Consider the following 12,670-nt stretch of genomic DNA (forward strand, 5'->3'; position numbering starts at 1 on the left):
TCCCGGCTCGCACGCTAACCCCACCAGCCCCGTTCCGAGGCCGGTTTGCCCTTATCGGGCGCGGGGTACCGTGCGGGCGCGGCGGACAACCGCCGGGGCGGGGGGCAGCACGAGGGCAAGGAGCGGGCGATGAGAACGCTGGGCGGGCGGTACCGGCTCGAACAGCGAATCGGCCTCGGCGGCATGTCGGAGGTGTGGCGGGCACACGACGAGGTGCTGGACCGTGAGGTGGCGGTGAAGCTGCTGTCGCCCGGGCAACCGGACGACGCGGAGTCGGTGACCCGGATCCGCGCCGAGGCCCGCTGCGCGGCCCGCCTGGTCCACCCCAACGTCGCCAGCGTGCACGACTTCGGCACCTGCTGCGCGATGCTGCCCGGGCACGAGACGCCGTACATCGTGCTGGAGTTGGCCACCGGCGACACGCTCGCCGCGCACCTGCGCGCCGGCCCGCTGCACTGGCGGATCGCGGTACGGGTGTGCGCGGAGGTGAGCGCCGCCCTGGCCGCCGCCCACGCGCACGGCATCGTGCACCGCGACGTCAAGCCGGCCAACGTGATGCTCACGCCGTCCGGGGTGAAGGTGCTCGACTTCGGCATCGCCACCCCGGCCGGCGCCGCCGACCCGACGCCCGACGGCGTGGTGATCGGCACGCCGGCCTACCTCGCCCCCGAACAGCTGCGCCGGGCCCCGGCCACCCCGGCGGCCGACATGTACGCCCTCGGCGTGCTGCTCTACTGCTGCCTGACCGGGCGATTGCCGTACGCCGCCGACAGCATGACCCAGCTGCTCGGTCCACAGCGGCGGCAGCCTCCGCAACCCCTTCCCGAGGTGCCGGGCCTGCCCGCCGAGGTGGCCGACCTGTGCCGGCGCCTGCTGGCCGAGGAGCCGACCCGGCGACCGAGCAGCCTGGTGACGGCGCTGCTGCTCGCCGAGGCGGTCGACGCCCGGGTGTACGTGCCGATGCACCAGCCCCTGATGCCGCGGCCGCGGCCACCCTCGGTGAGCCCGTGGACCGACCGTGCGGCGGCCGAGGTGACCGAAGCAGCGGCCGAGGCTCCCGGGGTGGTGGCCGAGGTGACCGGGGGCCGGCACGGCGGGTAGTCCCGGTTTCACCCGACCGGGCTCGGGTAGCCGGGCGGGGAGTGACGGGAGGAACGCGATGCCGAGTTCCAGACTGAACGAGGTTGCCACCGCGACCGCCGAGGGCGGTCACATTCGCACCGACGACGGGGCGCTCTCCACCGCCCTCGCCTCGCCGCTGGCGCCGCACTGCTCCGGGCTGACCCCGGAGCAACTGCTCGCCGCCGCCTTTGCCTCCTGTCTGCACCACGCGGCGGTGGAGGCGGCCAGCGCGATCACGGACGAGGCCCACACCGTGCAGGTACGCGCCGAGGCGACGTTGGATCGCGACGACGACGGCCGGTACCGGGCGGACGTGCACGCCTCGATCTCCTCGGTGGGCCTGACCCGGCAGCAGCTCGCCGAACTGGTCGAGCACGCCGACCGGCTGTGGCCCTTCTCCAGCGCGGACGGCGGCCGGCACCGGCTCACCGTCACCCCCGCCGAGCAGGGCCGGCACTGACGCCGCCTGCGCAGAACGGTCGGCCCGTGGTGGCCGTCCGGCGACCTGGACGGCGGCGGACGCGCCTGCGGGTCGCTGTAGAGCCACCTGCGACGGCGGGTGGCCCGATCACCCCCGGCCGCCGTGACGTTCGGGTGAGCAAACACCGATCGTCCGGAGGATGCGGACCGAAACGTTCATCGAGCGCGGCAAGATCACCGTTTGCTACCCTATTGCACCGGCATTTCCGGCATTAACGGAACAGCGGATAGATGATGGTTCTCCGCTATGGCCTCGGCTACGGCAAATAGCCCCACAGATCTCCGCAAAATGTGACTCATCACACCAGCCAGGCCGATGGCAACGGGCCGAGAGCTTTCTAACCTCGGCGCGTGCATCCCGACGACCAGATCGACCAGAAGCTGACCCCCCAGCCCGCGGCGACCCGCTCGAACGATGGAGCATCACCCGAACGGCCAAGAGGCCGGCATGCCGCCACCGAAACGGCGCGCCGCAGTGTCCGCGCCCTGTTGGAGTCCACCCCCGCCCGGGTGGCCCTCGCCACCGCAGTGACCTGCTGCCTCGCTGGGGCGGGAGCAGTCGCCGCGAGTCGCGACACCACCCAGGCGCCCGCGCCGCAGGTGGCCGAGGCGGTGGCCGACCGCGCGCTGGCCGCGCAGGACGAGGCCGCCTCCCGCTCGCTGGACCGCAGCCCCTCCCCTGCCCCGGCCAGCCCGGCTCCGAGCGCGAGCGCCTCGCCGACCGCCAAGCCGTCGGCCAAGCCATCCGCCAAGCCATCCGCCAGCCCGAAACCGAAGAAGACGAAGGCCACGCCGACCCGCCCCAAGCCGGTCGCCGGGCTCACCCAGGCGCAGATGGACAACGCCAAGGTGATCGTCGACGTCGGCGTCGAGCTGAAGGTCCCGCGCCAGGGCCTGGTGATCGCCATCGCCACCGCAATGCAGGAGAGCACTCTGCTCAACTACGCCAGCGGCGTGCTACCCGAGTCACAGAACTACCCGCACCAGGCGATCGGCTGGGACCACGACTCGGTCGGGCTGTTCCAGCAGCGCCCGAGCAGCGGCTGGGGCAGCGTACGGGACCTGATGCGTCCGGCGTACGCGGCCCAGGCGTTCTACGCGGCGCTGCTGGAGGTACCCGGCTGGCAGCAGCTGAGCCTGACCATGGCCGCCCAGGCCGTGCAGATCTCCGCCTTCCCCTACGCGTACGCGCAGCACGAGGAGCGGGCGAGGGCCATCGTGGCCGCGCTGACCTGACCGGCGCGGCCACCCGTTACGCTGACGGCGCGTTCAGGCCCGCTTCGGCAGCACGACCACCCGGCCGAAGAACTCGTCGATGCGGTGCACGACGTCGTTGAAGTCGTCCAGGTCGATCGGCTTGGTGACGTACGCGTTGGCCTGCAGGGTGTAGCTGCTGATGATGTCGGTGTCCGCGTTCGAGGTGGTCAGCACGACGATCGGTATGGTCCGCAGATCCTCGTCGCCCTTCACCTCGCCCAGGACCTGGCGTCCGTCCATCCGGGGCATGTTCAGGTCGAGCAGGATCACGTCCGGGCGTTGGGCAGAGACGTGCCGGCCCTCGCGGCGCAGGAACTCCATCGCCTCCTGGCCGTCACCGACCACGTCGATGACCTTCTCGACGTTCGAGGTCGCCAGAGCTTCCTCGATCATGAGCACGTCGCCCGGGTCGTCGTCGACCACGAGGATGCGAACCGGGTCAAGTGTTCGAGCGGCCATCACTACCTGCCTCAGGTCGGAGGGCGGGATCTAACGATCCCGCATCGGCGGCAAAATCTAGCCGATCGCCGGGCGGTCCGTGGCCGCCGGGTCGGGGGCATCGGTGCCATAACCGAGCACCTCGGCCAGGCCGGTCAGCTTGAGCACCCGCTCCACCCGGCCGGTCGCGCCGGTGATCCGCAACCAGCCGCCCTCGGCAGCCGCGAGGTTGTCGCCGCGCACGAAGACAGCGATGCCGGTCGAGTCACAGAAGGTGAGGTCGGTCAGGTCGACCAGGAGCCGGCGTTCGCCAGCGGCGGCCAGTCGATCGATGGTGGCGTTGAGCTCGGGGGCACTGCTCATGTCGAGCTCACCGGCGAGACGAAGGCGGGCGGCGCCTCCTTCGTCGCGTTCGGCGTACGTGACGGTCAACGTCACGGGTATCCCCTCTCGCCATCCTGGCGCGAATGATTGCGGTAGGGCAAGTATAAGGCGAGCCGCGGCGGGGCGGCAGTCTACGCCGTTACGGCAAAGTTCGCCGCCCCCGTTACCGGCACGCCCCGACTGTCCAGGATGCTCTCCGGGCACGCGCGTCGCTGAGCCGAGTGCCACGGGGCGGCGGTGGCCGGACGGCCGCGAGGGCGGTGGCCGGACGGCCGCGAGGGCTTGACCACCGTGGCTCATGCCTCGTCGATCATGCACTCTTCGTCGGGACAGAAGGGCGCAAAAGCGGCGTTACGCCGACCGAAAGTGCAAGGTCGGCGGAGGTTGGGGGGATTCCCCGACGAGGCTCGGGTGGCCCCCGACCCTGGGACCAGGGGTCGGGGGCCGGAGGATGGCTCGGATGCCCTGCGGCGTGCCTCTGCCGCTTCAGCTCGACTGCTCCGGTCGGCTTCGATGATCGGCAGGGTCCGGGTGAACACCCCTCACCCCGGCGGGATGAACCGCCTCGGCGGCGTCGAGCAGCCGATCGCGGGCTCGACGCGATCGTTTCGCGGCCGGCAGCAGCGGGAAGGCCACCGAGGATCCGCATGCAGGACCCAGCGAAGCGAGGTGTCACCATGCGCAAACAGATGGAGGGCGACAACCAGCGCCGCCGGGCGCTGGCCCGACAGGCCCGGGAGCGCGGCAGGCAGGCGGCCGACACCGGCGCCAGCCTCAGCGCCAGCAAGCAACTCACGCACCTTGAGCAGGGCAGGCGGGCCGGTCCCGCACCGGCCGGCGCCCGCCATAAAACGGACACCACGCGTGGCGGACCCGCTCCGCCACCAGCCGGTGTCCCGGAGGCCCCTCGGCCTCGTCCCCAGCCTGGTCGCGAGGCGCCGGGAGTCAGCACGGTGGGGTACCGAGACCTGGTCGAGGACGTCGGGCGGCGCGCGGGCGTCGATTTCCGTACCGCGAAGGTGGGGGTGGAATCGACGGTGCTCGTGCTGGCCTCGGTGCTGGAGGCGGCCGAACGCGGACGGCTGCTCGCCGCGGTGCCGGCTTCGTTGCACGACGTCGTGCCGGTCGACGGCATCGCGCGGCGCCCGGACCTGGCCGGTTTCCTGGCCGAGGTGGGTCGGATCAGCGGCCGCAGCCCGGAGCAGGCCCGTTACCAGGCCGAGGCCACCCTGGCGGCGCTCGCCGAGCACGACCATGACCTGATCGCGTCGCTTCACGTGCCGGACGAGTTGCGGGAACTGTTGAACCCTGCGCCGGTCGGCGGCGGGTTGGTCGGCGCGAGCAGCACCGCGGCCCCACTGTCCGGCGCGGAATTGCGCGAGGCACTGGGCGACCTGCCCTACTGGGCGCATGACGGCACGTCGCTGTCGCGGACCCTCGAACTGCCGGCAGGCAACCTCGACCGGGTCCTGGACCGGCTCGACCGGCTTCGCGACCAGAGCGGCCGCGCTCCACGGATCGGCCGGGCGGACCGGACGACGGCCGTACTCACCGTCAGCTCACGAAACGCCGGGGTGGTAACGGCGTCGGACATCGACCTCGCCCACGCGGTCGAAGCCGCGATCGAGGAGGCGGGCGCCGGCCTGGCCAGCGGCTGAGGCGGGGGGCCGGCGGCTCACCGAAGCCGTCGGTCGCCGGCGTCGACCTGCCGTGCGTCGGTCGCGGACCGTCCGGTCACCGGGTGTGGGCCGGCACCTCGGGCGACGAACTCTCCAGCGGCACGGCGTTGGCGGGGACCAGCCCGAGCTGCGCGGCCGAGCGGGGCAGCGCCGCGTCGAGCAGCCAGTCGGCGCCCACCCGGGCCCGGTTGCCCGGCATCGCGAGCAGGTGGTAGCCCCGGGTGACCGCCTTGGCGGGCAGGCCGGACAGCGGCACCTTGAGCGGGTTCGCCGCCGCATCCCGGCCGCCCAGGTCGACCACCCAACCGAGGTCGTGGTGACGGTAGGGGCGGCGTCGGCCCTGCCCGTACGAGGCGGCGATGTTGTGCGCGGCGAGCTTGCCCTGCCGCTGGGCGTGCTGGGCGGTCATGGCGCAGATCTCGCCCGGTCGCGACAGGTCGGGTACGGCGGCTGCGTCGCCGCAGGCGTACACCTCGGGGAATCCGGGGACGCTGAGGTACTCGTCGACGACCAGGCGTCCCTTCTCGGTCCGCAGGCCCAACTCCGCCACGAACGGATCGGGGCGTACGCCCACGCACCAGACCAGGGAACAGGTGGGCACGAACTCCCCGTCGGTGAGCTTGACCCCGTCCGCGGTGGCGACCGCCACCGAGGTACCCATGCGGACGTCCACCCCTCGGCGGCGCAGCACCCGGTCCGCGGTCCGCGACATCCGCTGGTCCAACTCGGGCAGCACCCGGGCCGCGACATCCAGCAACATCCACTTCGGGCGGATACTCATCCGGGGACGCTGGGTGACCAGCTCGTCGGTGAACAGTTGGCCCTGCGCGGCCACCTCGGTCCCGGTGTAGCCGGCGCCCACCACCACGAACGTGGACCGGGCCTGCTGCTCGACCGGGTCCTCGGCCTGCTCGGCCAGCTCGATCTGCCGGATCACGTGGTCATGCAGGTAGAGCGCCTCGGGCAGACTGCGAAAGCCGCGTGCGTACTCGGTCACCCCAGGGATCGGCAGCAGCTTGTTCACGCTGCCCACGGCGAGGACCAGTCGGTCGTACGCCAGCCGGTTGCGGTCCCCCTCCGGCTGGGTGAAGCCGACCCAGCGGTTCTGCAGGTCGACGTGATCTGCCTCGCCGATGACCACCCGTACGCTGTCCAGCGTGCCGGTCAACGGCACCGCGATCCGACCCGGCTCCAGCACCCCGGCGGCGACCTCGGGCAGCAGCGGCAGGTAGAGGAAGTAGTTGGTCGTGCTCAGCAGGACGATCTCGGCCCGGTCGCGGGCCAGCCGGCTCAGCGTTCTGGCCGCGTGGTAACCGGCGAACCCGGCCCCCACGATCACCACACGAGGTTTCGTCATTCCGGCCCGGTTCCCGCCCCAAGCCGGGGCAAACGTCCGGGCGGGCTGTGGACGGGCGCCGAGTAAGGTCCGGCTATCCGCCTGGTGGGCGGTCGAGCGGCATGGGGAACCGCAGGTACGTCGTGCCGCGCAGGTCCAACCAGGCCCGGTCGGGCGCACGGACCATCCGCATCATCACCTCGACGCAGGTCGGGCATCGTGCGACCAGCCCGGGCGCCTGTGAGTAGACCCGCAGCCCCGCCACCGGACCCGCAGTGCCGCAGTGGGCGCAGCGGCCGGTGGCGGTGCTCAGGTCGATCGCGAACACCTCACCCAGCGGGCCGTCGAGCATGTTGCCGTCCAGGTAGGGCAGCTCGGTCATCCACGCCTCCCCTCTCAACCAGTCGGGCCGAAACGTTCGGTACGCACCCGCCCGGGCGGGTGGCCCAGCCCCACGAGCAGGTCGGACACCGCCTCCACGAATCCGGTCGGGCCACAGACGTAGACCAGCGGCTCCAGGTCCGGCGGCCAGCCGTGGGTGGTGACGTCGGCGAGACCGACCCGGTGGGGCTCGCCGCGCCACCCCTCGGGCGCCTCGCGGGTGTAGACGTACGCCACGTCGAGCCCGGCGTCGTCGCGGACCCGGTGGCGCAACTCCTCGTTGTAGAACACGTCCGACGGGGTGCGGACGGAGTAGATCAGCCGGAACGGGGCCCGGTTGCCCGCCGTGCGGCGGGCCCGGATCATGGCCATCAGCGGCACCACGCCCGATCCGCCGGCAACCAGCAGCACCGGGTCGCTCTCCGTCGGCCGCCAGACGAACCAGCCGCCGATCGGACCGCGCACCTCGACCGGGTCGCCCTCGCGGTAGCCCTCGAGCAGGAACGGTGACACCTCGCCGTCGGGCACCCGCTGCACCGTCACCTCGATCCGCTCACCGTCGGCCGGGGCGGCCAGCGAGTACGACCGGGCGGCCTGATAACCGTCGGACGCGGTGAGTCGGATGTCGACGTGCTGACCGGGCAGGTGGGCTGCCCAGCCCGGCACCTGGAGCACCAGGGTCTGCGCCGTCGGCGTCTCGACCCGGCGATGCGCCAACCGGGCCGGCTGCCACCCCATGCGCCCGGTCAATCGCCCTGGTACCGCTGCTCACGCCACGGATCACCGTAGTCGTGGTAGCCGGCGGTCTCCCAGAACCCCGGGGTGTCCTCCAGGCCCAGCCGGATGCCGCGTACCCACTTGGCCGACTTCCAGAAGTACAGGTGCGGCACCAGCAGCCGGGCCGGGCCGCCGTGTTCGGCGGGCAGGTCCGCACCGTCGTAGGTGTGCACCAGCCAGGCCCGCCCGGCGCGCAGGTCGTCCAGGGGCAGGTTGGTGCTGTAGCCGCCGTAGGAGTGGGCCAGGGCGTACGCGGCGGCGGTGTCCACCCCGTCGAGCAGGGTGTCCAGGGACACGCCCTGCCAACTGGTGCCGAGCTTCGACCACCGGGTCACGCAGTGGATGTCGACGGTCGGCGTCTCCTGCGGCAGTGCCATCATCTCCGCCCAGCTCCACCGGTATTCGGCGCCGGTCTCGGTGGTGATGACGAACTCCCAGCTCTCGTGTGGCACCCGGGGCGTCGGGCCGGCGGAGAGAACGGGAAAGTCCGGGGTGAGGTACTGCCCGGGCGGCAGCTCCGGCGCCCCGGAACGGGGCCGGCCCGTGAAGCCCGGCGTGACGATGCCCACCGCCAATTCGTACCATGTCGGACGCCGCGACACGCGGCTTCGGCCGGGCGAGCGTTCACCGCCGTTCGGTCACGACCTCCTTGGAGCCCGGCACGACGTTGCGGGTGGCGCGCAGGCTGGTGATGGTGACCACGGTCAGCACGCCGACGATGACCAGGAGCGAGGCCACGGTGGGGATCTGCGGGACGCCCTCCCAGATGCCGTGCGCCCAGTGCAGGCCGAGCTTGACGCCGATGAAGGCCAGGATGATGGCCAGGCCGTAGGTGAGGTGGACCAGCCGGCTCAGCGCCGCGTGCAGCACGAAGTAGAGCGCCCGCAGGCCCAGCAGGGCAAAGGCGTTGGTGGCGAAGACGAGGTACGGGTCCTCGGTGATGCCGTAGACGGCCGGCACCGAGTCGACGGCGAAGACCACGTCGGTGGCGAGCACCGCGACCACCACCAACGCCAGTGGCGTCAGCGCCCGGCGGCCGTCGACCCGCACCGTCATCTTCGTGCCGTGGTACTCGTTGACCACCGGCATGAAGCGGCGTAGCAGGCGCACCGAGCGCATGGTGCCGATGTCGACCGACTGCTCGTGGCCGGTGAAGGCGTCGCGCAGCAGCTTGGCCGCGGTGAACAGCAGGATCAGCGCGAAGATCAGGAAGGCGAAGTCGAGGGTCTGCAACGCCGCCGCGCCCAGGGCGATGAAGACGCCACGCAGCACCAGCGCGCCGGTGATGCCGAACAGCAGCACCCGCTGGGCCAGCACGCCCGGCACCGCGAAGGCGGCCAGCAGCAGCATGAAGACGAAGAGGTTGTCGACCGACAGCGATTTCTCCACCAGGTACCCGGTGAGGTACTCGAAGCCCCGTTCCGAGCCGAACTCGGCCCAGACCCAGGCGGCGAAGGCCAACGGCAGGGCTATGTAGAACGCCGACCAGCCGAGCGCTTCCTTGAGTCTGACCTCGTGCGGGCGTCGCGTGAGCAGAAAGTCGAGCACCAGCAGCGCGATCACACCGGCGATGGTGATCACCCAGAGCGACGGGGTGCCCACCGACTGCAACTTGGCCGCGACAGGGAAATCGGACATGGAGCCTCCTCGAACACCGTGGCATGTTCGAGGTCTCCTTCACCCGCCTTTCGCGGGCAACCACCCGAGGCGCACCCCGGGCGCGCCGTACTGACCGGTATGGTTCGTGGGAAGTACTCCCCTCGTGGTGCCTTAGATTAGGGCAGCCGGATTCGACCCGCCAGGCGGGGGACTCTGATCACCCGCCCGACCGACTGGACAACACCCCCGGCCGGGCAGTCGAGTCGGGAATTGGCGCGATCGGTCGGGGGCGAAGCAGCCGCATGCCCGGCACCTCCACCAGCCGGTACATCGCACCCGACGCGGCCACCGCGACGGCCAGCGCTACCAGCACCACCGCCAGTTCGACCAAGAGCGGCCGGTTGTCGCCGACCGCCTTCACCAGCACGCTGAGGACCAGCAGGTGCAGCAGGTAGAACGCATACGACCACTCCCCCGCCACGACGGCGGGCCGGGACCGCAGCCAGCTCCGCCGGCCCTGGACGTCGCGGGCGGCAACGGCAGCGACCAGCAACGCCAGCGGGACGACGGTGCCGGCGACGAGCCGCCACAATTCCGGCAACCACCAGCTGGCGAGGTAGGCGGCGACGACCAGGACAGCGACCCGCCCGACGCTTGCCCACCTGGGCCATCTGCCGGCGGCGACGAGCCGGGCGAGGAGGATGCCGGCGACGAACTCGGGCAGCCGAGCTGCGGGAAGTACCCAGATCGCCCAGTAGCGCAGATCGGCGGGGATGGTGAGGGCGGCAGCGGGGACGATCCACACGAGGGCGAGCACACCGGCGAGGGTGGGCCACAGCGCCCGCTCGGGTAACCGGCGGGCCAGCGCCCACAGCGCGGGGAACAGAGCGTAGAAGAAGGCTTCGCAGGACAAGCTCCACGCCACGGTGTTCACGCCGAAGTAGACGCCCTCGTCCGGGACCCACGCCTGAAGCAGCAGCAGGGTCGCCAGGGCGGTCCCGACGCCGACGGTGGTGCCGGCCGCGACCAGACCGGCGAGGGCGACGGCCCAGGCGGCGGCATGGTTGGGCCACACCTTCGCCAGGCGGCGTTGCCAGAACCGGCGCATCGTGTCACCCGGTCGGGTGGACCAGGCCAGCACGAAACCGGAGAGCAGGAAGAAGAACGACACGCCGGTTGCGCCCTGCCGGAACAACCACTGCGCGACCGGGGTGTCGACGAGGCCGACGGCCAGCGCGTGAAAGCCGAACACGGCGGCAGCGGCGATGGCGCGGAGGCCGGTCAGCGACTCGAGGCGGGTTACCGTCGGCGGGGTCACCCGGGCGACGGTAATGGACAACACCGGCGACGAATATCAGGTATCAGTCACGACCTGGTAGCACAGAGCTGATGATCCCGGCCGCCCTCGGCACCGTCACAGAACGCGAAGCTGTCCGCCGGACCACTGGCCGACGTGCAGGTGCGGCTTCAGCGGCGGCGCAATGCCGCGCCGGGCGCCAGAGCCGGTTCGACCAGTTCGCGGTAGTCGCGCGGCAGCCGGACGACCAGTTCGTCGAACTCGCCACCGGTGACCGCCTCGCGCAGGGTGCTGAAGACCGCGCTGGCGACATCGCGGGCCGCCGACTCCTCGATGCCGCCGCGGAGAGCCACCCGCGCGACGAACTCGGCCGCGCCGAACCGCTCGGCCGCCTCGGTGTCGGGCGTCGGACGCAGCGGCGGTCGCAGCGGCTCGGGCAACTGGACCGCGAGGTCCAGCACCTCGCCGCCGGTCAGCCGCTCGGCCAGCGTCGCCAGCGTCGCCCGGATCAGTTCCGCCGCCCGCTGCCACGACGTGCCGGTTCGCCGGGCGACCTGATCGACGAACGTGTCGTAGTCCATCAGCTACCCCCTCGGGAAGCGGTTACCCGGCCTGCCGGGCCGAAAACGGTGCGGATTTCCCGGCCCGGCGGCGCGTGACGGGCGCCCGGGTGGGTAACCGCGCCCGGTCGTGGCCGGAGCGAAACCCGGGAGGAGCCGACAACATGGCGAGTTACGCCGAGGTCCTGAAGTACCTGTCCAGCCTGGACTACCCGGCCGGGAAGGACGACGTGGTACGCGAAGCCGAACGCGCGAAAGCCCCGCCGGACGTGCTGCGCGCCCTGCGTGCCCTGCCGCCGGTCGACTACGCCAACGGCGCCGAGGTGGCCCGGTCTGCCGGCATCGAGGCCGCCCCCGAGGTGACCGACGCGCAGCACGCCGCACGAGCCCGAGACAAGCGGCACCAGCGGGTGTCGGAGCATCTTCGCAGCATCTGACGGGCCGGGCGGGCATCGGTCGACTCCGGCGGACGCCCCGGCCGCGAACCGCGACCGGGGGCCGCCGCTGAGCACCACCTGCCCTGGTGGTGTGGCACCCGAACCGGGTCCCGACCACCAGGCGGCCTACGGCTGTCCGAACCGGGCAGCCGCTGCTACTGCGATCATCATACGGCACGCCATCGGCCGAACGGTCAGGGGGGTGCCAAACAAAGGTCTCATCCGGTCAGTTCGGCGTACCGCTGCTCCAGGTCTACCCGGGCGAGCGCCCCGACCAGCCAGGCGAGCCGCTCCGACTCGCCACCGCCCGCCAGCCCGGCCAGGTCCTCGGCGGAGCGGCCCAATCCGAGCCGGCGGGCCGCGGTGAGCGCCCGCCGGTCGGCAACGGGAGCGACCTCCGCCCACAACGCCTGCACCTCGCGCAGAAACAGGTCGACCACCTGACCGTCCACTCCGGGCAGCTCGGCGAGCAGCGCCCGCTCGCGGGACGGGTCGTGGCCGGCCGTCGAGCGCAGCCGCCGCAGGTCGCCCCGATAGCGTTCCACGATGCGGCGGGCGAGATCGCCGAGCAGATCGGCCAAGGCGTCGACATCCCCGCGCTGACCGCTGTCGCGCAGCACCCGGACCCGTTCGGCGTGCAGCGAGCGGGCCAACCGGGCCGCGCTGTCCCAGCCGGCGTCCGGCAACGCGTGGGCGCTGTCCAGGGCGCGTCGGTAGTCGCCCCGGCGGGCCAGCAGGACCGCGAGGCAGAGCAGTTGGAACAGGTTGGACGGATTGTTGGTGACCCGGAAGCCGTACTGCTCGGCGAAGCCTCGGCCGCTGCCGGCGAGCCGGCGTACCAGACGCTTCCTGTCCTCGACGGTGGAGACTGTGGTGGGCATGCCGGCTACTACCCGCGTCCCGGCCGGTCACGCCTGCGCGCC

At 71.9% G+C, this 12,670-nt stretch carries 15 protein-coding genes; 5 read left to right on the forward strand and 10 right to left on the reverse strand.

Translation table 11 applies throughout. The features are described 5' to 3' along the window. Positions 1-129 precede the first annotated feature (129 nt). The 3 genes from Vqi01_RS00910 to Vqi01_RS00920 all read left to right on the forward strand — a co-directional run bounded on the left by Vqi01_RS00910 (position 130) and on the right by Vqi01_RS00920 (position 2,838). A complete protein-coding gene (locus tag Vqi01_RS00910; protein ID WP_204032006.1) occupies positions 130-1,101 on the forward strand; it encodes a serine/threonine-protein kinase in 972 nt (323 codons plus the stop codon). A 58-nt stretch (positions 1,102-1,159) separates the two neighbouring features. Next, positions 1,160-1,582, forward strand: coding sequence for an OsmC family protein (locus Vqi01_RS00915; protein WP_204032007.1), 423 nt, complete (start codon positions 1,160-1,162; stop codon positions 1,580-1,582). A gap of 371 nt (positions 1,583-1,953) precedes the next feature. Then, positions 1,954-2,838: a hypothetical protein gene (locus Vqi01_RS00920; protein WP_204032009.1), complete on the forward strand. Its 885-nt coding sequence runs from the start codon at positions 1,954-1,956 to the stop codon at positions 2,836-2,838. A gap of 33 nt (positions 2,839-2,871) precedes the next feature. Here Vqi01_RS00920 and Vqi01_RS00925 read toward each other — a convergent pair whose 3' ends face one another. Both Vqi01_RS00925 and Vqi01_RS00930 read right to left on the reverse strand, forming a co-directional pair. Continuing rightward, positions 2,872-3,318 (reverse strand): response regulator, encoded by a 447-nt coding sequence (locus tag Vqi01_RS00925; RefSeq protein WP_204032011.1) that lies wholly within the window; start codon positions 3,316-3,318, stop codon positions 2,872-2,874. A gap of 57 nt (positions 3,319-3,375) precedes the next feature. Beyond that, positions 3,376-3,735 carry an STAS domain-containing protein gene (locus tag Vqi01_RS00930; RefSeq protein ID WP_204032012.1) on the reverse strand — a complete coding sequence of 120 codons (360 nt, stop codon included), beginning with the start codon at positions 3,733-3,735 and terminating at the stop codon, positions 3,376-3,378. Between the two features lie 623 nt (positions 3,736-4,358). Here Vqi01_RS00930 and Vqi01_RS00935 point away from each other — a divergent pair. Further along, the gene (locus Vqi01_RS00935) at positions 4,359-5,339 is read left to right on the forward strand and encodes a DUF2267 domain-containing protein (RefSeq protein ID WP_204032014.1); all 981 of its coding nucleotides are present in this window, start codon (positions 4,359-4,361) and stop codon (positions 5,337-5,339) included. Positions 5,340-5,415: 76 nt separating this feature from the next. Here Vqi01_RS00935 and Vqi01_RS00940 read toward each other — a convergent pair whose 3' ends face one another. The 7 genes from Vqi01_RS00940 to Vqi01_RS00970 all read right to left on the reverse strand — a co-directional run bounded on the left by Vqi01_RS00940 (position 5,416) and on the right by Vqi01_RS00970 (position 11,331). Beyond that, on the reverse strand, positions 5,416-6,717 hold the full coding sequence (locus Vqi01_RS00940; protein WP_204032015.1) for an NAD(P)/FAD-dependent oxidoreductase: 1,302 nt from the start codon (positions 6,715-6,717) through the stop codon (positions 5,416-5,418). Between the two features lie 73 nt (positions 6,718-6,790). Beyond that, a complete protein-coding gene (locus Vqi01_RS00945) occupies positions 6,791-7,078 on the reverse strand; it encodes a DUF6510 family protein (RefSeq protein ID WP_204032017.1) in 288 nt (95 codons plus the stop codon). A gap of 14 nt (positions 7,079-7,092) precedes the next feature. Further along, a complete protein-coding gene (locus Vqi01_RS00950) occupies positions 7,093-7,815 on the reverse strand; it encodes a ferredoxin reductase (RefSeq protein ID WP_204032019.1) in 723 nt (240 codons plus the stop codon). An 8-nt stretch (positions 7,816-7,823) separates the two neighbouring features. After that, positions 7,824-8,423, reverse strand: coding sequence for a sulfite oxidase-like oxidoreductase (locus Vqi01_RS00955; protein ID WP_204032020.1), 600 nt, complete (start codon positions 8,421-8,423; stop codon positions 7,824-7,826). A gap of 55 nt (positions 8,424-8,478) precedes the next feature. Then, positions 8,479-9,492, reverse strand: a complete 1,014-nt coding sequence (locus Vqi01_RS00960; protein ID WP_204032027.1) for a TerC/Alx family metal homeostasis membrane protein — start codon at positions 9,490-9,492, stop codon at positions 8,479-8,481. A gap of 178 nt (positions 9,493-9,670) precedes the next feature. Continuing rightward, positions 9,671-10,771: an acyltransferase family protein gene (locus Vqi01_RS00965; protein WP_204032029.1), complete on the reverse strand. Its 1,101-nt coding sequence runs from the start codon at positions 10,769-10,771 to the stop codon at positions 9,671-9,673. 149 nt (positions 10,772-10,920) lie between these two features. Then, positions 10,921-11,331 carry a DUF2267 domain-containing protein gene (locus Vqi01_RS00970; RefSeq protein ID WP_204032030.1) on the reverse strand — a complete coding sequence of 137 codons (411 nt, stop codon included), beginning with the start codon at positions 11,329-11,331 and terminating at the stop codon, positions 10,921-10,923. A 143-nt stretch (positions 11,332-11,474) separates the two neighbouring features. Between Vqi01_RS00970 and Vqi01_RS00975 the strand changes: the two genes are divergently transcribed. After that, on the forward strand, positions 11,475-11,747 hold the full coding sequence (locus tag Vqi01_RS00975; protein ID WP_204032032.1) for a DUF2795 domain-containing protein: 273 nt from the start codon (positions 11,475-11,477) through the stop codon (positions 11,745-11,747). A 218-nt stretch (positions 11,748-11,965) separates the two neighbouring features. On the opposite strand, the gene Vqi01_RS00980 is transcribed toward Vqi01_RS00975, so the two are convergent. Continuing rightward, a complete protein-coding gene (locus tag Vqi01_RS00980) occupies positions 11,966-12,628 on the reverse strand; it encodes a hypothetical protein (protein WP_204032034.1) in 663 nt (220 codons plus the stop codon). Positions 12,629-12,670: the final 42 nt, after the last annotated feature.

Origin of the sequence: Micromonospora qiuiae, from assembly GCF_016863555.1 — a bacterium.
GTDB lineage: Bacteria > Actinomycetota > Actinomycetes > Mycobacteriales > Micromonosporaceae > Micromonospora > Micromonospora qiuiae.

Bases quoted from the DNA above. Each gene is read 5' to 3' on its own strand.
- Vqi01_RS00950 (WP_204032019.1), bottom strand. From the start codon at position 7,815: ATGGGGTGGCAGCCGGCCCGGTTGGCGCATCGCCGGGTCGAGACGCCG.
- Vqi01_RS00980 (WP_204032034.1), bottom strand. From the start codon at position 12,628: ATGCCCACCACAGTCTCCACCGTCGAGGACAGGAAGCGTCTGGTACGC.
- Vqi01_RS00925 (WP_204032011.1), bottom strand. From the start codon at position 3,318: ATGGCCGCTCGAACACTTGACCCGGTTCGCATCCTCGTGGTCGACGAC.
- Vqi01_RS00960 (WP_204032027.1), bottom strand. From the start codon at position 9,492: ATGTCCGATTTCCCTGTCGCGGCCAAGTTGCAGTCGGTGGGCACCCCG.
- Vqi01_RS00915 (WP_204032007.1), top strand. From the start codon at position 1,160: ATGCCGAGTTCCAGACTGAACGAGGTTGCCACCGCGACCGCCGAGGGC.
- Vqi01_RS00935 (WP_204032014.1), top strand. From the start codon at position 4,359: ATGCGCAAACAGATGGAGGGCGACAACCAGCGCCGCCGGGCGCTGGCC.
- Vqi01_RS00940 (WP_204032015.1), bottom strand. From the start codon at position 6,717: ATGACGAAACCTCGTGTGGTGATCGTGGGGGCCGGGTTCGCCGGTTAC.
- Vqi01_RS00910 (WP_204032006.1), top strand. From the start codon at position 130: ATGAGAACGCTGGGCGGGCGGTACCGGCTCGAACAGCGAATCGGCCTC.
- Vqi01_RS00975 (WP_204032032.1), top strand. From the start codon at position 11,475: ATGGCGAGTTACGCCGAGGTCCTGAAGTACCTGTCCAGCCTGGACTAC.
- Vqi01_RS00945 (WP_204032017.1), bottom strand. From the start codon at position 7,078: ATGACCGAGCTGCCCTACCTGGACGGCAACATGCTCGACGGCCCGCTG.
- Vqi01_RS00970 (WP_204032030.1), bottom strand. From the start codon at position 11,331: ATGGACTACGACACGTTCGTCGATCAGGTCGCCCGGCGAACCGGCACG.